The 18,814-nt window shown below is 42.1% G+C and carries 18 protein-coding genes; all 18 read right to left on the reverse strand.

Annotated elements, in window-relative coordinates; all coding sequences use genetic code 11:
- Positions 1–34: 34 nt before the first annotated feature.
- On the reverse strand, positions 35–2,731 hold the full coding sequence (gene ppc, locus AB2B49_RS05590) for a phosphoenolpyruvate carboxylase (protein ID WP_320691989.1): 2,697 nt from the start codon (positions 2,729–2,731) through the stop codon (positions 35–37).
- Positions 2,732–2,754: 23 nt separating this feature from the next.
- Positions 2,755–3,978, reverse strand: coding sequence for a cell division peptidoglycan polymerase FtsW (gene ftsW, locus AB2B49_RS05595; RefSeq protein WP_000703342.1), 1,224 nt, complete (start codon positions 3,976–3,978; stop codon positions 2,755–2,757).
- A gap of 187 nt (positions 3,979–4,165) precedes the next feature.
- Positions 4,166–5,107: a peptidylprolyl isomerase PrsA gene (prsA, locus tag AB2B49_RS05600; protein ID WP_000728082.1), complete on the reverse strand. Its 942-nt coding sequence runs from the start codon at positions 5,105–5,107 to the stop codon at positions 4,166–4,168.
- A 67-nt stretch (positions 5,108–5,174) separates the two neighbouring features.
- Positions 5,175–5,888, reverse strand: coding sequence for an O-methyltransferase (locus AB2B49_RS05605; RefSeq protein ID WP_083303894.1), 714 nt, complete (start codon positions 5,886–5,888; stop codon positions 5,175–5,177).
- A 1-nt stretch (position 5,889) separates the two neighbouring features.
- Positions 5,890–7,692: an oligoendopeptidase F gene (pepF, locus tag AB2B49_RS05610; RefSeq protein WP_320691990.1), complete on the reverse strand. Its 1,803-nt coding sequence runs from the start codon at positions 7,690–7,692 to the stop codon at positions 5,890–5,892.
- Between the two features lie 18 nt (positions 7,693–7,710).
- Positions 7,711–8,667: a competence protein CoiA gene (locus AB2B49_RS05615; RefSeq protein WP_320691991.1), complete on the reverse strand. Its 957-nt coding sequence runs from the start codon at positions 8,665–8,667 to the stop codon at positions 7,711–7,713.
- Positions 8,668–8,743: 76 nt separating this feature from the next.
- Positions 8,744–9,892: a PDDEXK family nuclease gene (locus tag AB2B49_RS05620; protein ID WP_049505724.1), complete on the reverse strand. Its 1,149-nt coding sequence runs from the start codon at positions 9,890–9,892 to the stop codon at positions 8,744–8,746.
- A gap of 177 nt (positions 9,893–10,069) precedes the next feature.
- Complete coding sequence (tehB, locus tag AB2B49_RS05625; RefSeq protein WP_049505723.1) at positions 10,070–10,930, reverse strand: SAM-dependent methyltransferase TehB; 861 nt, start codon at positions 10,928–10,930, stop codon at positions 10,070–10,072.
- A 14-nt stretch (positions 10,931–10,944) separates the two neighbouring features.
- Positions 10,945–11,412: an SsrA-binding protein SmpB gene (gene smpB / locus AB2B49_RS05630; RefSeq protein ID WP_001051742.1), complete on the reverse strand. Its 468-nt coding sequence runs from the start codon at positions 11,410–11,412 to the stop codon at positions 10,945–10,947.
- Positions 11,375–13,729, reverse strand: coding sequence for a ribonuclease R (gene rnr, locus AB2B49_RS05635; RefSeq protein ID WP_320691992.1), 2,355 nt, complete (start codon positions 13,727–13,729; stop codon positions 11,375–11,377). Before rnr ends, smpB begins: the two co-directional genes overlap by 38 nt.
- A 203-nt stretch (positions 13,730–13,932) precedes the next feature.
- Positions 13,933–14,166 carry a preprotein translocase subunit SecG gene (gene secG, locus AB2B49_RS05640; protein WP_000282517.1) on the reverse strand — a complete coding sequence of 78 codons (234 nt, stop codon included), beginning with the start codon at positions 14,164–14,166 and terminating at the stop codon, positions 13,933–13,935.
- Positions 14,167–14,205: 39 nt separating this feature from the next.
- Entirely contained in the window at positions 14,206–14,355 is a 150-nt protein-coding gene (rpmG, locus tag AB2B49_RS05645; RefSeq protein ID WP_007519517.1) for a 50S ribosomal protein L33, read from the reverse strand.
- Positions 14,355–15,554, reverse strand: a complete 1,200-nt coding sequence (locus tag AB2B49_RS05650; RefSeq protein ID WP_320691993.1) for a multidrug efflux MFS transporter — start codon at positions 15,552–15,554, stop codon at positions 14,355–14,357. Before AB2B49_RS05650 ends, rpmG begins: the two co-directional genes overlap by 1 nt.
- Positions 15,541–16,146: a dephospho-CoA kinase gene (gene coaE / locus AB2B49_RS05655; RefSeq protein ID WP_049505720.1), complete on the reverse strand. Its 606-nt coding sequence runs from the start codon at positions 16,144–16,146 to the stop codon at positions 15,541–15,543. The genes AB2B49_RS05650 and coaE overlap by 14 nt, the downstream gene beginning before the upstream one ends.
- Positions 16,146–16,970, reverse strand: coding sequence for a DNA-formamidopyrimidine glycosylase (gene mutM, locus AB2B49_RS05660; protein ID WP_049505719.1), 825 nt, complete (start codon positions 16,968–16,970; stop codon positions 16,146–16,148). Before mutM ends, coaE begins: the two co-directional genes overlap by 1 nt.
- Before the next feature lie 48 nt (positions 16,971–17,018).
- A complete protein-coding gene (era, locus tag AB2B49_RS05665) occupies positions 17,019–17,918 on the reverse strand; it encodes a GTPase Era (protein WP_000143274.1) in 900 nt (299 codons plus the stop codon).
- Between the two features lie 16 nt (positions 17,919–17,934).
- Positions 17,935–18,330 carry a diacylglycerol kinase family protein gene (locus AB2B49_RS05670; RefSeq protein WP_000378180.1) on the reverse strand — a complete coding sequence of 132 codons (396 nt, stop codon included), beginning with the start codon at positions 18,328–18,330 and terminating at the stop codon, positions 17,935–17,937.
- Positions 18,311–18,808, reverse strand: a complete 498-nt coding sequence (gene ybeY, locus AB2B49_RS05675; protein WP_049505718.1) for an rRNA maturation RNase YbeY — start codon at positions 18,806–18,808, stop codon at positions 18,311–18,313. Before ybeY ends, AB2B49_RS05670 begins: the two co-directional genes overlap by 20 nt.
- Between the last annotated feature and the right edge of the window lie 6 nt (positions 18,809–18,814).

The following is an 18,814-nucleotide window of genomic DNA, read 5'->3' on the forward strand; positions in this document are numbered from 1 at the left end:
ACTTCCCCTAGAAAAAGAGGAAGTTTAGAAAATATCAACCTGAATTACGCAAACCTGTTGCAATTCCGTTAATGGTTGTATGAATCAATCTTTCTTCGTCTGCCGACAATTCGCCACGACGTTGACGTTTAATCAACTCCAACTGGATGTAGTTAAGGATATTAAAGTAAGGCATACGATAGTTTAGACTGTCTTTTAGGTAAGAGTTTTCTGCCAAGAGTTCGTCATAACCTTCAATAGCTAAAATAACATCCTTGGTCAATTGCCATTCATCTAAAATAGTGTAAAAGATAGCTTGCACTTCTTCATCTTCACAGAGCTTGGCATATTCAAAGGCGATGTTCATGTTAGACTTGGACAAGACCATGTCCACATTGGAAAGTAAAGATTGGAAGAAAGGCCAGTTTTGGTACATATCACGAAGAAACTCGATATTTTTCGGATCTTGATCAATAAACTCTTTAAAGCTGGATCCTACTCCATACCATCCAGGGAACATGACACGACTTTGTGACCATGAGAAGACCCAAGGGATAGCACGCAAACCGCCAATTTCAGTGATGGTCTTACGAGCTGCTGGACGCGAACCGATATTGAAGCTTGAAATAGCCTTGATCGGACTGGATTCAAAGAAGTAGTCATAGAAATGTTCATTTCCAAAGACCAAGTCACGATAGATATCATAACTACGATCCACTACTTGGTCCATAATAGCTTCGTAACGGTTTGATGTGTTGGTATCACTCTTCTTCTTGGTAATCATACGGTTAATGGCTGCAGAAACCAACATCTCAAGGTTGTAATAAGCAGCGTCTTTGTTACCGTATTTGTTTCCAATCACTTCTCCTTGCTCAGTCAGACGGATACGGTCCTTTATAGACTTGAGCGGTTGAGATGTAATGGCTTCATATGTTGGACCACCACCACGACCGACAGTCCCACCACGACCATGGAAGAAAGTGACTTTAACGCCAAATTCATCCCCAATAGCAGTCAGTTGTTGTTGCGCTTTATAGAGAGTCCAACATGAGGATAGGTAACCACCGTCTTTGTTACTATCAGAGTAGCCAAGCATGATTTCTTGGTAGTTGTCTTTTGAAGCAATCCATTTTTTAGCCAAAGGAAGAGAGAAATATCTTCTCATGGTTTCTTCTGAGTGATCCAAATCTTCAATCGTTTCAAAGAGAGGAACAATCTGAACGCGGGCTTTTTGGGCATCCACCAAGCCGACTTCCTTAAGCATAATGGCTAGCTCTAACATATCGGATACACTGGTTGCGTGCGAAATGATGGTTTGACGAATAACATTTTCACCCAGTTTATCCTTCAACTTGCGCGCAGCTTTAAAGATAGAGAGTTCTTTTTCAAGCAGTTCTGACTTTTCAGCATGAGTCGCTGAGAGGATACGAGGGTCTTCTTCCAACTCTTTTAAGAGGAGGGTACATTTTTCGTCTTCAGAAAGGTCGCTATAATGGTCGTTAATACCAGCTGATGCTAGCAATTCAGCCACACAGGCTTCGTGAACACTAGAATCCTGGCGCATATCAATAGAAGCAAGGTAGAAACCAAAAATTTCGACAGCTTGCATCAACTCGACAAATTCTCCTGAAATCAGGTATTTTCCTTTGTTCTCAAGGAGAGAGTCGCGAATGGCCAACAAATCTTGATAAAATTCATCTGCAGTGGCATATCTAGGTTGAAGGTCCTTGTCTTCAATGAGATAAGCCTTGGTTGCCTGCATCTTAGCTTGGACGTCAAAGAGGGCACGACGATAGAGTTCTTTTTCGCGATAAATGGAGTTATCTTGTGACTTCAGCGCCATCTCACGAACCTTGTCGCTGACATTCACGATGCTGGTTGACAGTGAAAATTCACGATAAAGATTATAAATCTTTTCATCATAGTAGTTCATGATGACTTCGCACTGAGTCAAGGCTGATTTGTTAAGAGTTTCCGCTGTTACGAAAGGATTTCCATCACGGTCTCCTCCGATCCACATCCCCATAGTAATTGGTTTTGGATGTTGGAGCTCGATACCTTGTTCTTTAGCCAATTTTTTATACTCAGCCGTTAAACGCGGAACAGCATTCAGGAAAGAACTTTGGTAATACTCCATCACGTTGGTGATTTCGTTGGTTACTTTCAATTTCTTCTCACGAATCATGTCCGTTTGCATGATAATTTCAATATAACGACGGAGATCCGTGTGCCATTTTTCTTTATTAATCAAACCGAGTTTGACATCACGGTACTTGCGCAAAAGCGTATGGATATGGTTGGTCAAATCCAGCATACTCTTGCGTTGTACTTGCGTTGGATGGGCGGTCAAGACAGGAACGACATTTAACTTTTCTAAAATTTCGGCTGCATTTTCTTTTTCAGCTACCATCTTAATCGTTGTAGATAGTTTCCCTAGATAGTCTTGGTCCACATTATTTTGGTGATTGATTTCATAGGCCAAATCCACATCCTCAGAGATATTAATCAAAAGTGGAAGGATAGAGAAATAGCGTGAAATGTAAATCATTTCTTCATTCGAAAGACTGGTCACTAGGTCATTTAACCCTTGATAATTCTCGCTAGTTGATAATTCCTTCAACTGGATAATCTTTTCAAAGGTCTCTGGGGCCAGCATATTTTTTGTGATATCTTCTAATAGCTCCGTCAAAATCAAGACTTCTTCTTGGACGACTGCTTTATTACTATAGTTTTCTAATTTTTGAAGAGACATATACTTTCCTTTCCATTCAATCCTTACAGATTTTCATCGGTTTGATTCTCGTATTCTCTGATAAGTTTGGCACGTTTTTCACTTGCATCAATGTTCAGTACAAGCGCGATGGCCACGGATAATACCAATAGACTGTTCCCACCTTGTGAAAGGAAGGGGAAGGTTACCCCTGTAGAAGGAATCAACCCTGAAATCCCACCAATATTGACAAAGACCTGAACAAGGATCATTCCTCCGACACCAATAGCAACCATGGAGTTAAAGGGATCCTTTGCTCGAATACCAACCAAGATGATTCGCAAAATCAAGAAGAAGAGTAAAGCCAAAATCATACTGGCTCCAACGAATCCAAACTCCTCGATGACAATCGAAAAGACAAAATCCGTATGGGCTTCTGGCAGATAACCACGCTTCTCGATGGAATTCCCTAGTCCCAGTCCGAACCAGCCTCCATTTACCATTGCATAGTAGGAATTTGCGAGCTGGTGTCCTGCACCCGCCAAGTCATTAAAGGGATTAAAGAAGGCACTAAAACGTTTAGCAACGTAACCAAATACAGGAATTTGAGAGAACTTTTCAACCCCAACAAAGCGAATGACAGACAAGACTAACATTGAGCTCCCTGCCAAGAGAGCCAGAATGGTCGAGAACCAACGATAGGCGATCCCACTTACGGTATACATGATGAGCGCCACCAAGACCAAGATGGTCGCATTTCCCAAATCTGGGAAAATTCCCAAGCTACCAATCAGAACCAGCAGAACAAAACGCCAGTCGTTAAAAGCTCGAGGTAGCCACTGATTCTGTGTCAAAACCTGGAAGTCATAAACCGCAATCTCATCTTGTTGTTTTGAAAATCGATGTGCCAGGTACCAGATGATGATAATCTTAAGGTACTCTGCAGGCTGAATCGTTACAGGTCCTACAGAAATCCATCCGTATGCTCCATTGACAGGTGTTCCGACCAGTCGTGCAAGAGCTAAAAGAACCATCTCCACAATCATTACGATAAAGATGAGACGTCCGTTTCTTAGGAAACCTAATTTTAATTTATAGATTAAGGCAATCAGAATCAAACTAGCTATCCAGAAGATCCCTTGGTTTCGCACCAATTGAAAAGCGCTTTTTCCTTCTTCGATCAAGGTTGCACTCGTTGTCGAATATACCACAATCAGCCCCAAAATCGATAAAAGGAAGTAAGGAATCAAAATGGAATAGTTTAGTAGGTGCCTTTTACTAATTTTCATATTTCACCACTCTAATAGGAACAGACGCTTCTGTTCCCAATTCCGTTTTATTTTCTAGTTTTGATTGCTATTATACCACTTTTTCAGAAAGAAAAAAACTCTTATCCTTTAATCCTTCGAATTTTACTCATTTTCCAGTATCAGGTATAAAAAAACAAATCTCTTTTGAGATTTGTTTTTTGCTTTCTTAGTTAGATGAAGAGCTGCTACTTGAGCTTGAGTCACCACCACCGATGTATTGGGTGAAGATGTTTTGGAATGATTGGTCTTTAACCTTGATGTTTGCTGCTTGCAATTCTTTACCAATTACTCCTTGAACAAAGGCTGAATCATTTTGTTTTTGAGTCAAGATAATGGTCTTCAATTTTTCTTTGTAATCCTCTATATTAGAAGATTTTTCTGTTTTCTTCGTTACTTTGATGATGTAGAACTGACTGCTGTAGGCTTGTGTCCCAGTAGCTGTAATCACATCAGAAACCCCATTCACATCCAAGGCAAAGGCTGCTTTCTTAACTTGTTCGGGAAGTTCTGTTGAAGCAGAGTCAAAAGTGATTTCTCCACCATTTTCTTTTGTTTTGTCGTCGTTAGAGTTGTCTTTTGCCAACTGAGCAAAATCTGCACCTTCTGCTTTGGCTTTCTCAAGTACTTCTTTTGCCTTGTCTTCATTATCCAAACGGATGATTTGAGCTGTTACATCTGGTGTGTAAGACTCAAAAGCTTTTTGGTAGGCTTCGTCTGTCAACTCACTCTCTGCAGCCTTCTTAACTGCCAATTCAACCAATTTGCTGGTACGGATTTGAGCTTTACGAGTCTCAGGTGTCATACCTGCACGTTGAAGCACGCTGTTGTAGCTATCGCCGTATTTCTTTTGTTCTTCAGCAACAGCATCATCTACATCTTTATCCGTTACTTCTGATCCATATTGTTGTTCAAATACTTTTTGGATGGTCATATTGAGCAAGACTTGTTGTGCAGTTGGATTGTTCTTTACTTCTTCAAAGAATTGATGCTCTGTAATCACATCGCCCTTCATGCTGATCAAATCTTTTCCTTCAGAACTGTTTGAACAAGCTGCAAGTGTTGCTACTGATAAAAGTGTGATGGCTCCTGCCATAAGTTTTTTCTTCATTTTTACTCCTTTTACGGTAAGTGTTACCTTATCTATTTTACTATAATTTCTTAAATTTTTCTGAAAATCATTCGCTCTCAGGAAGCTCTACTTCTGCTAGATTCTTTCGTAGCATGAGAATGCCGTCCCCAAGTGGAACTAGAGTTGCTGTTAGACCTGGATTGTCCAAAGTTGCGTCGAAAAGTCTTTGCAAACCTCGATAAATGGTGCGTTGACCACGGCGAACTTCCATGATGTCCTTGGCAACATCTCCTCCTTGGAAAATATCATCCAAGACCACTACTCCACCGACTTCCAAATGTTTAAGGATTTCAGGCAGAAAGACGATATACTTGGACTTGGCCGAATCCATAAAGACAAAGTCATAAGTTTCTGTCAGAGTTGATAAAACATCGACTGCATCTCCCTCTAAAAGAGTGATTTGCTGACGACTGTCAAACTGAGCAAAGTTTTCCTTGGCAAAGCCAATCATCTCAGGATTACGGTCAATGGTTGTAATCTTAGCATCTGGCGCATGTTCCGCCATCAGGAGGGCAGAAAAGCCAATTGCCGTTCCAATCTCCAAAATATTCTTAGGTTGCATGGTTTCCATTAGAAAACGGAAATAAGCAACCGTTTCATGAGGAATGATGGGAATGTTTTCCTTGCGAGCGAAGGTCTCCAATTCTTTCAAGGAACCTGTCACCTGCTTTTGACGCTGTCGCATGAGTTCTACGATTTCTTCCTTGACGACGGGACGTCGCATATTGTGATTGGCGTTTTTACTATAAGACTCTACCATCTTAAGCTAGTCCCAATTTTTCAACAAGGGCTTCAAACTCGTTCAAGCGGCGTTCAAAGACTGCAAAGGCATCGTTGAGATAGTCTTCTTTTTCCATATCCACTCCCGCTTTTCTCATGACATTGAGCGGATAGTCAGACTTACCTGCCTTGAGGTAGTCGATATAGCGGTCACGATCTTCTGGACTACCATGGACAATCTTTTCAGCCAAGGCTGAAGCAGCTGCAAAACCTGTTGAATACTGATAAACATAGTAGTTATAGTAGAAGTGTGGAATGCGCGCCCACTCGTATTGGATCTGAGGATTGTCTTCCTTGCTGAGTCCGTAGTACTCTTGGTTCAAGTCAGCGTAGAGTTTATTGAGGAAATCACTTGTCAAGACTTCTCCATTTTGGTCTGCTTGGTGGATAGCATGTTCAAACTCAGCGAATTGAGTTTGACGGAAAACTGTTCCACGGAAACCATCTAGGAAGTTATTGAGAATAGCAAAGCGAGTTGCATCGTCTTCCACTTCTTCCAACAATTTCTCTGTCAAGATATTTTCGTTAGTCGTTGAGGCAATCTCAGCCAAGAAGATAGAATAATCTCCGTAAACATAAGGTTGGGTTTCACGAGTATAGCTAGAGTGCATACTGTGACCTGTTTCATGGACAAGGGTAAAGAGATTATCTAGATTGTCCTGCCAGTTGAGAAGCATAAAGGCATTGGTATCGTAAGAACCACCAGAGTAGGCACCAGAACGCTTGCCTTGGTTTTCATAGACATCAATCCAACGCTCACTGAAGGCACGTTTAACACGGCTCAAGTAGTCGTCACCTAAAACCGCCAAAGCTTCTTCTGCCTTTTTCAAGGCTTCCTCATAAGTAAAGCTGTATTCTACTGAAGATAGCGGTGTGTAGACATCGTACATCTTGAGATCTGAAATCCCCAAGATTTTAGAACGAAGGTTAAGGTAACGATGCAAGAGTGGCAAATGCTTGCGAACTGCTGCTACTAGATTGTCATAGACACTTTCTGGAACAAAGTTTGCTGCGAGGGCTGCATGGCGAGCACTCTTATAGTTGCGAACTTTTGCTCGGTAGTTTTGCACCTTAACATTTGTCTGCAAAGTCTTAGCATAAGTGTGTTGAAATTGCTCGTATATCGCATAAAGGGCTTCATAGGCACCACGACGCACTTCACGGTTTTTAGACTCCATCAAACGGATGTAAGTACCGTGTGAGAGTTGCACTTCCTTGCCTTCGTCATCAAGCACATATGGGAAGCTAATATCCGCATTGTCCAAAATAGCGAAGGTTTCGCTAGCAGCGCCAAAGATTTCTCCTGCTCCAGCAAGCAATTCTTCCTCACGTTGCGAAAGAACATGGTCTTTCTTTTGCAAGAGCTTGTCAAAAAAGTGCTTGTAAACTTGGAGTTTTGGTTGAGCTTCTAGGAAGACCGCATACTGCTCTTCGCTAATCTCCATAAACTCAGGTTCATAGAATGAAAAGGCTTGTTCTAACTGACTGTATAGGGTCATTGCCTTAGCATAGTACTCTTGATACTTGGCTTCACGCGTGTCCTGGTCATTTTTCATATGCGCATAGACATAAAGCTTTTCAACTTGGCGTTCCAAGTCAAGTGAGAATTCTGTAATCTCAAGCAAACTGTCTGCGCTATCCAAGAGATGCCCCTCATACTGGGCTGCTGTTTGTACTTTTTCAGTTAAATCTTTCAAGGCTTCTTCCCAAGCCTGGTCTGTTGGGTAGATTGTCGAAAGATCCCATGTATCTTTTTCATTTATTTCATGTCGTTGTAATACCATAAGATTCCTCCATCCTTTCTATTTTACCACATTTTTTGAGAAATATAAGTGATAAAAGGCTGGTGGATAGAGCTTTTGGCGATTATTTTTCGGATTTTTTTGATAGTAAGCCTGAAAATTTCTATAATAGCTAGTCAAATCCGTTTCAATCTGCAAAAAATCACCTGATTCTATCGGCTTGACTTGAGGATACCAGTCGTCTAGTTGACGGTTTAATAGATTGTCTCCTCGATGATAAGCTTGCTCCTGTTTTTTCATCCAGTAGGGCGTTTGGTAGTACAACTGCTGGCGAATGTAGTGACAGATAGTGGAATCTTGCACAACTGCAAAACGAGGCAGTTTTTGTTTTTGATAAGGAAATCGTAAGATTTCCAAGAGATTTCCTTGGCCATAGGAAAATTCCTTGACCTGAAAATGAAGCTTGCCACGTAGGTCCTGATGTAAAAGGTATTTAAGTCTCAAAACTTGCTTTTTGAGATCTAGTTCCCAAACATAGAATCCCATATTTTGACTAAAATAGAGAAATCCCCTTTGCAATTGTGTTAATCGCTCTTTTAACCAGAGTTTTTCTCCCAGTAGCCAGATAACCTGATAGCCCTGGCTGCGGTATCCTTGACTTCTATCGCCTAAAAGCTTTTGAGACAAGGGACTGCACTGAACCTCCAGAGCTAGTTTCTCATTGACGAGAACATCTGCTATCTGCTGAATCTCGGGCAGACTATATTCTAAGGCGACTTGATTGTCCTTCTTGACCCAATGATAAAGGACCTCTTTATTTCCCAAGTGTTCTGGACTTTCATTCTCAAAAATAGCAATACAATCTCTTAACCTTTCATGGGCAAAGTGCGTTCGAATACTCTGTCCTTGGCGTAATCGTAGCCCGCCCCCACAGGCTGGACAAGTATAAGCTTGCTTGGTCACATCTTTTTCGAGGGCATTCACCAAATTCCCCTTGGCATCTCTGGCTACAAACATGGTCTACCTCCTTTTCTCATTTATTCGAAAAAGAAGTAAAAAAGACTGGAATTCCAGCCTTTCATGATATTATTTCTCATCTTTTTTGTCTCTTAGAATATTTTTTTAGCATAGGAATGAGATTAGGAATCTGCTCGCTTCTAATGACCAGCACGCCGTATTCCTGACAGCGATTGGCATAAACAGGATTGATTTTTCCCGTACAAACAATTAACTTGAGACAACTTTCCCCAGCAAAATGATTGGCATAGACTTCTAGCTCATTGATGGCTTCGACTGATAAATCTGTCATCTTGCAAGAGATAAAGGTAATCGAGCGTCCCTTTCTCAGAATGACATCAATCTCATTTTGAACATTGTCCGCCTCTGGAAAGATGCCATTCCAATCAATCTCACCACCTATCATGCACTCATCAAACAGCTGAGATTCAAGCGCCAAGAGATAGAGATATACCTCTAAAATATGCCCCTTGTTGCGGCAAAAGACTTGAGCTTCTTGACTTGGAAAGCTGTAGGCTACTCGTTTCTTGTCCTCACTTTCAATACAAAGCATCCCCGCTTCCACAAGTAAGGGAATAAGGGATTTTGGATAGTGATAATACCTGCCATTGTTTTCCAGTATTTTTTCGGTCTCAGCATGCAGGTCATTGGTCTTAGCTAGAGAGAAAAATTGGGTTACTTGATACCAGTGGGAAGGGTTGGAAATGGCAGAGCTGGCTAGCTTTTTGATGGCTGAAATTTCTTGAACTGAGTGGATAGGGCGTTTTGATTTGAGCATTTTTCCACCACGCAAGGCTATCAGCTGTTGGATGCTTAGGGTTGGAATGTCCAAGTCTTCTTTTTCCAACTGACCGGCTACCCACTTGTATTGTTTTCCCCGCTCGATATCCATGGCAACGATGGGGAGGTAGCGATCCAAGCCGTATTGATAGAGGGATAAGGCTAGTAGCGAATCTCCACCAAAAACATCAAGAAGAACCTGATCATAGCCTGCTAGACAATAATCTAACTGATCCGCTAGTTGTTCTAAGGATAACTGACGAAAGGTCACTCGTTGGATATGAGGCACCTCTTCCATGATAAACTGACGGAGAGAAAGCTTTTCTTCATTGCTTATTTTCGTCAAAGATAGAAAAAGAATCTCGTCACAATCACTGATAAAGGCTTGGTAGACATTCTTTTCCAATACATGCCGATCATACAATTCCACCAAAAGACTCGTCATTCGACCACCTCCATCATAAAAACTTTCTTGCGCTGAGAGTATCAGCAATACAGCCCAATTGCTCAGATTTCCTACTTCTAGTATAGCATAAAATCCTGCTCTCCCCAATCAACCAACGCAAACAAAAACGAATAGAGACCTTGCAAAGTGGTTTCTATTCGCTGGTATAGGTTTGATTTACTTGATTTTTTTAGCTAGCATAGTCGCAAAGCGTAGTTGAATGCGATTGCCATTTTCATCACGACGGTGCAAGTGTCCTGGATTTTCATTGTACTTAATCAATTCCCAATCCTTGTAGTAGTCCGCCAACTCCCCTTCTTTAAAGATGAATGGGAATTTGACTGAGCAAGGATAATCCTCTGTATCCATGGCACAGACGATAAGGTTATAACCACCGACCGTGGTGTGTTCCTGCATATTTTGGATAATAGCTGGAATGCGGTCAGCTTGAAGAAACATTAGAACAACTGTCGACACGATGAAGTCATAGGTTTGGCTAATATCGGCTGAATTGATATCGTAAAGTCCTACAGGCATGTCTAGATCCTCTTGCTCTACGATGCTTTGCAAAATTTCAAGGGACAATTCATTTTGATCCACAGCTGTCACATCAAAACCATTCTGTGCGAGAAAGAGAGAGTTACGCCCCTGACCACAACCCAAATCCAAGGCTCTTCCTGGTTTCACCGTCTGCATAGCCTCTAGGACCTCTGAATGGACTGGATTGGTCTGGTATTTCTTAGGGAAATAATCCTCAGGTTTACAATAAAATTCCAAGTACCATTCTACATCGTCTGTTGCAGCCTCTACTCGGTGCCAGGCTTGTGGTTGCGCCATGGGATTGTCAGCCCCTGCCTCAAAGAGGTGCTCAGCTAGAACCTCACCATCTTCAGTCAATTCAATAAACTTGAGAGCCCCTTTCAACACAGTAATTTTTCCCCAAGTGCCGACTTTAGTATTGTGCTTTTGCTGGACAGCTTCAGGCATGGTTTGTTTATTCCACAAGGGCATCCGTTTATAGGCAATTAATTTTTCCATTTTACTTCCTCTTCTTAACGCTGGTTGACAGCTTTCATCACACGCGCGATGTCGCGGTTTTGTTCACGACGCTTGATCGATTCCCGTTTGTCATAGTCATGCTTCCCTTTAGCAAGTCCTAAAAGGAGTTTGGCGTAGCCATCTTTGATATAGACTTTAAGGGGAACAAGGGTCATTCCTGTCCCTTTGGTCTCTTGTTCCAATTTTTGAATTTGCTTCTTATGGAGCAGAAGTTTACGACGGCGTTCTGGTTCCTGGTTCCAGATATTGCCCTCTTCGTAAGGGGCAATATGAACATTGCTCAGCCAGACTTCCCCATTTTTTACTTGGGCAAAGCCGTCCTTGAGATTGATTCGAGCAGCTCGAACGCTCTTGATTTCAGTTCCGGTCAGGACCATTCCTGCCTCTAGCGTATCTACGATTGTATAGTCGTGGTGCGCCTTTTTATTTTGTGCGACGACCTTTCCCTCGCCCTTTGCCATGCTTGGCTCCTTTCTTAGCTACTTCTTTGTAAAAAGGTTTCTTGCCTTTTTTCTTTTTATCTTTTTGTGAATGCTTGTGCTTATCATTTGAGCGCCCTGATTTTCTCTTGTCTTCCTTCTTGTCTGAACGGCGATTTGAACCACGCCCCCTGTCTCTGCGACCAGCTTGTTTCAAGCTCTTTTCGATGACATCAAACTCACTTGGAATATAAGAGAAATCAATCTCTCCTGTCATCTTATCGGCTCTTTCTACACGAATACGAATTTGCTGTCCCACACGGAAAGTTATTCCTGATTTTTCCCCACGAAGAGTCAAATCACGTTCATTAAAATGATAAAATTCAGGCAAATTGGTAATGTGAATCAATCCTTCGACTGTATTTGGCAATTCAACAAAGAGACCGAATTTGACGATGCTTGATACAACTGCGTCGTACTCTTCACCAACGTATTCTTCCATGTACTCAGCCTTTTTCATGGCTTCGACTTCACGCTCGGCCTCGATGGCACGACGCTCACGATTGGAAGACTGGGTTGCAATCTCTGGAATCACTTGTTCAAAATGCTCTGCTATTTCCTTAGAACGGCCGTAATCCCGAATCATTCGATGGACTAGAAGGTCTGGATAACGGCGAATAGGACTGGTGAAGTGAGTGTAATAGTTAGCGGCTAGTCCATAGTGACCATGATTGTGCTCAGAATAGCGAGCCTGTTGCATAGAACGGAGAAGCATCATGGATAATACATCCGCATAAGGTTCTCCCTCAACAGCACGCATGATGTCTTGGAGGGCCTCTTGACTAATCTCACTAGCCGTCCCATAAATTCGTAACCCAAAGCTCGAAGCGTAATCAATAAACTTCTGAACTTTTTCAGCCTTGGGCTCCTCATGAATCCGATAGATAAAAGGTAGGTCCATCTTGCTAAAGTGCTCGGCAACCGTTTCATTAGCAATCAACATGAAGGACTCGATCATCCGCTCAGCAACACCACGCTGACGAAGAACGATATCAACAGGCTTACCTTTTTTATCCACTAGAATCTTAGCTTCACTGGTATCAAAATTAAGAGCTCCACGTTTTTCACGCATGCTTTCTAGCCTTTCATGAAGCTTGGCCATGAGCTCGATACTAGGAACAATTTTCTTAAACTCTTGTCTCTTTTCCTCGTCACCTGCTAGGATATCATTGACAGCGCTATAGGTCATACGGAAACTTGTCTTGATAACCGTTTGGGTAATGGTGTAATGAACCACACGACCATGTTTATCAATTTCCATAATGGCAGACTGGGTCAAGCGATCGACTTGAGGATTGAGGGAGCAGATACCATTTGACAAACGCTCTGGAAGCATTGGAACCACTCGGTCTGTTACATAGACAGAAGTCGCGCGGTTAAGGGCTTCCTTATCAAGGGCAGAACCCTCTGTCACATAGTAGGAAACATCCGCGATGTGAACTCCGAGTTCCATATTGCCATTTTTCAAAGGCTTGATGTGAACTGCGTCGTCCAAGTCCTTGGCATCTGCGCCGTCAATAGTGAAGGTAAGCTCATCTCTTAAATCAAGACGCCCTTCCATATCCTTTTGAGACGGAGCTTCTGGTACACTTTCTGCTTCCTTGAGAACAGCTTCTGGAAATTCTGAGACAATATCCATGGACTCCAAGACTTCAAGGACATCAATCCCCGCATCAGTAGAGTGTCCCACCACGTCGAGCACACTAGCGACAAAGAAATCATGTTTCTTACTTGGGTATTTGTCGATAAAGACCTTGAGAACCTCTGTCCCTTCCAACTTGATAGCTGGTTTCTTCACATAGATCGGTTGGCTGATTTTCTGATTTTTTGAACGGATGTAGCCCGCATACTTGGGCTTTTCCTGATCCAGAACGATTTGGCCGACAACGCTTGTCAGACTATGCTCTAATATATCAATGATTTTTGCTTCTGCAGCAGTTCCCTTGTTACGGTCAGCAACTTTCTTAATGACTACCTCAACGGTATCACCATCAATGGCATAGTTGACATCGTTTTTTCCTACAAAAAGATCGTCCTCTTCGCCTTCTAGACTGACAAAGCCAAAGCCGTTTTTATGGGCATGAAAAATCCCTTTGAGGGTAATTTCATGTTTCTTCTTTTGGTCCATACATAAACTACCATCATCTTCAAAACGAATCTGGTGCTTTCTTTCCATCAGAGACAGGGTTTTAATCAACTCACGGAAATCCTTGGACCCATCCTTTCCGAGAGCCTGAGCTAGATCATTTACCGTCACTCGCCCCTTCCCTTGCAAATATTCTTTAATTTTATCTTTCATGTTTTCTTTCTAGATTTTTTAATTTTCTTTTACTGTAAGACCTTCTCAAACATCATTTAATACTCAATAAAAATCAAAGAGCAAACTAGAAAGCTAGGCGCAGGCAGTACTGGAGTACGACAAGCCGACGCTGACGTGGTTTGAATTTGATTTTTGAAGAGTATAAAAATAAAAATAGGCAAAGACCTAGTCCTGCCCATTTCTTATCTACTTGATAATACCGTTAATGCTAAGGCAATGGCTAGCCAGAAAAAGACTAAAATACCTGTCAAACGTTGCATCACAGCTTCAAAACCACGCGCTTTACTACGTTCAAACAAATCACCTGAGCTGGCATCAAATACATTGCTGGATTGGTTCTTAGTTGGTTGCATGAAAATCGCAATCACAATCACAACAGATAATACTAATAAAATGGTTAATAATAGGTTATACATATCAAACTCCTTAAAATCCCTATTATTTTACCATAAATTCTACTTAGATTCAAGATGTAAAGTTACTTTTCTTTCCTTTGGACAATATTTTAACACCTCAATCTTGTCTGGATGGGTTTTGGAGTTCTTACTGGTTAGATAATTCATGCTGCCACAAGAGGAGCACTTGAGATTGATTTTTACTCGCACTAGATTTCCTTTACTTTTAATAATGATCTAAATTGCACTATGTTACATAAACAACTGAAAGCCACACAGGCTGCTGTCGCATAAAAGACAGCATGGTAGCCCAAATATCCTGCAACTGCGGATCCCGCCATAGGTCCAATCACTCCACCGAGGTAAAAAAAGACTTGGTTGAAGGCGAAAATCCTTGAAATACCTGATTTCGGAGTCATTTTGCTAAGAAGGGCATTAACTCCCGGTATGAGAGCACCTGTTCCCAAACCAAAGAGAAAACGATACAAGCCAAGTTGAAGGGGGCTGGTTGCATGAGCACAAAGTATGTAAATGATGACGGAATAAATCTGCGCCGCGACCAACAATCTATGATTCCCTACCTTATCGCCAAGTTTTCCTAGAATTCCAGCACTCATCATGCTAGAAAATCCCATGCTGGATACGATCAATCCTGATACAAAGAGGAGATTCTCAGTCTGCCCTAAGTCCCGCACATAGAGAGCTAAAATGGGGCCAATTGATTGAGCTGAAAATTGAATGACAAAGCTCGTCAAAAATAGATTCACTAAAAGCCTAGGATACTTGAAAGAAGAAAATACTTCTTTCGTTGGGATAGCCTTCTCCTTAGCTACTGGCTGAAAATCTTCCTTGATAAAGAAAATGGTTAGGATTGCAGCTAAAAATAAGAAAGCACCTACCAATAAAAAGACATTACGAATGCCAAAAATTTCAGCAATAAAGCCCCCAACAAAGGTACCCGTCAATGTTCCTGCAACTACACCTGTAGATAGAGTTCCCAGAGCCGCTCCAGACTTATCTTTAGGTACCTGACTAGCAATCAAGGCTGTTGCATTGGGGACAAATCCAGTAAATACACCATTGAGCAAGCGCAAAAAGAGTAGCCAATAGATATTTGGCACGAAGGCCAAACCTCCCATAGTGATGGTCATGGCAAGACCCGCTCGAATCATCATGGGTTTTCGACCATATTTGTCAGCAAGAATACCCCAGATAGGAGAAACTAGAGCTGCTGAAACAGCCGAAACTGAGATGGCTAATCCAGCATAGAAAGCTACTTGATTTCTTTCGATTCCCAACTGCTCTACAAAGATAGGCATGAAAGGAACGACCAAGGAAATGCTGGCGCCCGTTAGAAAACTACCGAACCAGGCGACACGAAGATTCTCTTTCCAACTAATCTCTTGCACAGCTATCGCCTCCTTCAAGTAACTTCACTACTTGAGCCACAAGCTGATCACGACTGCCATTATTATCTAGTATATGACTCGCTAATTTTTTCTTTTCTTCTAAAGACCACTGGGCGGCCAAACGAGACTCTGCTACTTCCTTAGAAAGATGATCCCGTTTCATGAAACGTTCCACCTGAACATCACGGTTCACATAGACCAGCCATGTTTCATCAAACCAGGTGGCATAGTCCTGTTCAAAAAGCAGGGGAATATCCATGAAAAAAATCGCTTCTGTCTGAATCAACTGGTCTCGCAATGCAGCCAATTCCTCACGAATAATCTCTCCTTGGGTTTGTTTAGACCATTCTTGCTCCTCAGGATTTGAAAAGATGAGACTAGCCAGAAGAGGGCGATTAAGTTCTCCATTTTCAAGGATGATTTCCTGCCCAAAGTGCTGAACTAAGAGCTGATAAAGACGACCACCAAGTTTTTGTAGATCATGGACGACTGCGTCAGCATCGACAACTTGGAATCCTTTTTGTCTTAGAAAATTTGTCACAGTTGACTTACCAGAAGCAATTCCTCCTGTGATTCCGATGATTTTTCCCATCAGCTCCTCCTTTGACACTGAGGACAAAAATGAGTTCCACGTCCACCGAGCTGGAATTTCTCAATCACTGTCCCACAGCGGGAACATGCTTGTCCAGTCTTATCATAGACCTGATGGAAGTCCTGCATGGTTCCGTCTTCCCCAAAGGCATTGGTATAGGTACGAATGGTGGAGCCGCCTTTTTCAACAGCCTGCCCCAAAACAGCAATGGTCTGGTCATGAATAGCTGTCGCTTCTTCTGCTGTCAAAGTCTGGGAAGGTCTTGCTGGATGAACCTGAGCTCGCCAGAGAACCTCATCCACATAGATATTGCCAAGGCCAGCTACCAAGGTCTGGTCTAGGAGATGGGATTTGATAGGCTTTTTAGACTTGGATAGAGCAGCTTGAAAGACCTGCAAATCAAAGTCCTGCTCTCTTGGCTCAGGCCCTAGTTTTTTAGATACAAAGTAGGCATCCAAAAGGTCGGGTGCCAGCAGTTCCATAGTACCAAACTTGCGTACGTCCTCATATACAAGAGTGCCGCCATCCTCAAAATGGAAGAAAACATGGGCGTGTTTACGTTCTGGAACTTGGTCCGGATAGTAAAAATACTTTCCCTCCATCCGCAGATGGGAAATCAAGACCTTGTCTGTCAAGTAGAAAAGCAAATATTTTCCACGACGCCCCATGGACTCAATTACTTGACCAGGCACTTCCTTTTGAAACTCTTTCAAATCCGTCTTGATCATCTTGGGATAAGCAATTTCTACATTAGCAATCTTCTTTCCCAAAATCAATTTTTCTAAGCCACGACGAACCGTTTCAACCTCAGGTAATTCAGGCATAAGTCCTCCTTCTGTAAAAACAAGAAGCAGGCATGAGCCCACCTCTACTTAGTATTCTTTTTCATTATAGCCAAAGTCAGCCAAATCTAGCTTTTTATCACGCCAATTTTTCTTGACCTTGACCCAAGTTTCTAGGAAAACCTTATCCCCTAGCATGAGTTCGATATCACGACGGGCCATGGTCCCAATTTTCTTAAGCATGGCGCCACCTTTACCGATGATGATACCTTTTTGGCTATCTCGCTCCACCATGATGGTTGCACGGATGTGAACCTTGTCTGTCTCTTCATCCCGTTTCATAGAGTCAACCACTACGGCAACTGAGTGTGGAATCTCTTCACGTGTCAAATGAAGAACCTTCTCACGAATCATCTCTGATACTAAGAAACGCTCAGGATGATCTGTGATTTGATCAGCTGGGAAATACTGGAAACCTTCCTCTAGATTTTCACTTAAAATATCGATTAGTCGAGAAACGTTATTTCCCTGAAGGGCTGAGATAGGAACAATTTCCTTAAAGTCCATCTGGTTACGGAAATCATCAATTTGAGCCAGAAGTTGGTCTGGATGAACCTTGTCAATCTTATTCACCACCAGAATCACAGGAACCTTGGCAGCTTTCAGACGCTCGATAATCATGTCGTCGCCCTTACCACGTGGCTCATCAGCTGGCACCATGAATAGAACAGTATCCACTTCACGCAGAGTACTGTAGGCAGATTCCACCATGAAATCTCCAAGAGCCGTCTTAGGCTTGTGAATCCCCGGCGTGTCGATAAAGACGATTTGCTCCTTATCCGTGGTGTAAATCCCCATGATTTTATTGCGCGTTGTCTGCGCCTTGTCACTCATAATGGCAATCTTTTGCCCCATGACGTGATTTAAAAAGGTTGACTTCCCAACATTGGGACGTCCCAAAATAGCTACAAAGCCTGATTTAAATGTCATAATTTCCTCTTATAGTTTAGAATAGTATATCCCAAATGCGTGGGATAAAGATAAGTGCACCTGTCACTGCAGCAAAAAGAGAGACAACTAGCACGGCTCCTGCTGCCATGTCCTTGGCTTTCTTTGCCAACATAGAAAAGTGATAGTGACTGGCTAGATCCACCACATTTTCAATAGCAGAGTTAATAATCTCAAAGGCTACTACCAAGAAAATGCTCATTAGGAGAAAGAGCCATTCAATTCGTGACACCTGAAAAACAAAACCTGCAAGGATAACTACTAGAGCCGTCACTGCATGTTTTCGCATATTACGTTCTTCCTTGAAAGCAGTCAGAATTCCTGTAAGAGCAAATTCTAAACTAGATACCAGGTCACGATTTTTCCATTTTCGTTTATTGTCTTGTGAGTCCATAGGCTGTCAAAATTTCTTCTTGTAAACCGAACATCTCCGCTTCTTCTTCCGGAGTGTAGTGATCGTAGCCGTTAATGTGTAAAAAGCCGTGTACTGCCAAGAAGCCCATTTCACGCTCAAAGCTGTGGCCATATTCCTCAGCCTGCTCATGCGCTTTATCGATAGAGATGAACAGTTCCCCAATATAGGCATCAAACTCAGACACCATATCTGCTAATTCAGGATTTTCAAGCAAATCTTCTTCATCAAAGGCAATGTCCAACTCTGGTTTATACTCAAGGCTGATGACATCTGTCGGACGATCTGTATCACGGTACTCCAGATTGAGTTCGTGGCTACGCTCGTTGGTCACAAAAGTGACTACCATCTCCTTGTCTTCTTTTCCTATTTTTTGGGCTGCAAATTCCAAAATTTCTTGGGTTTGTTGCAAGATTTCTTGTGAAACTTGACCAGTTTCATCTACCATTTCAATATACATGTACTT

Source organism: Streptococcus jiangnanensis, assembly GCF_040888325.1.
Taxonomy (GTDB): domain Bacteria; phylum Bacillota; class Bacilli; order Lactobacillales; family Streptococcaceae; genus Streptococcus; species Streptococcus jiangnanensis.

Bases quoted from the DNA above. Each gene is read 5' to 3' on its own strand.
- prsA (WP_000728082.1), bottom strand. From the start codon at position 5,107: ATGAAGAAAAAACTTATGGCAGGAGCCATCACACTTTTATCAGTAGCA.
- ftsW (WP_000703342.1), bottom strand. From the start codon at position 3,978: ATGAAAATTAGTAAAAGGCACCTACTAAACTATTCCATTTTGATTCCT.
- mutM (WP_049505719.1), bottom strand. From the start codon at position 16,970: ATGCCTGAATTACCTGAGGTTGAAACGGTTCGTCGTGGCTTAGAAAAA.
- AB2B49_RS05670 (WP_000378180.1), bottom strand. From the start codon at position 18,330: ATGGACTCACAAGACAATAAACGAAAATGGAAAAATCGTGACCTGGTA.
- tehB (WP_049505723.1), bottom strand. From the start codon at position 10,930: ATGGAAAAATTAATTGCCTATAAACGGATGCCCTTGTGGAATAAACAA.
- smpB (WP_001051742.1), bottom strand. From the start codon at position 11,412: ATGGCAAAGGGCGAGGGAAAGGTCGTCGCACAAAATAAAAAGGCGCAC.
- era (WP_000143274.1), bottom strand. From the start codon at position 17,918: ATGACATTTAAATCAGGCTTTGTAGCTATTTTGGGACGTCCCAATGTT.
- pepF (WP_320691990.1), bottom strand. From the start codon at position 7,692: ATGGTATTACAACGACATGAAATAAATGAAAAAGATACATGGGATCTT.
- coaE (WP_049505720.1), bottom strand. From the start codon at position 16,146: ATGGGAAAAATCATCGGAATCACAGGAGGAATTGCTTCTGGTAAGTCA.
- rnr (WP_320691992.1), bottom strand. From the start codon at position 13,729: ATGAAAGATAAAATTAAAGAATATTTGCAAGGGAAGGGGCGAGTGACG.
- AB2B49_RS05615 (WP_320691991.1), bottom strand. From the start codon at position 8,667: ATGTTTGTAGCCAGAGATGCCAAGGGGAATTTGGTGAATGCCCTCGAA.
- ybeY (WP_049505718.1), bottom strand. From the start codon at position 18,808: ATGTATATTGAAATGGTAGATGAAACTGGTCAAGTTTCACAAGAAATC.
- ppc (WP_320691989.1), bottom strand. From the start codon at position 2,731: ATGTCTCTTCAAAAATTAGAAAACTATAGTAATAAAGCAGTCGTCCAA.
- AB2B49_RS05605 (WP_083303894.1), bottom strand. From the start codon at position 5,888: ATGGTAGAGTCTTATAGTAAAAACGCCAATCACAATATGCGACGTCCC.
- AB2B49_RS05620 (WP_049505724.1), bottom strand. From the start codon at position 9,892: ATGACGAGTCTTTTGGTGGAATTGTATGATCGGCATGTATTGGAAAAG.
- secG (WP_000282517.1), bottom strand. From the start codon at position 14,166: ATGTATAACCTATTATTAACCATTTTATTAGTATTATCTGTTGTGATT.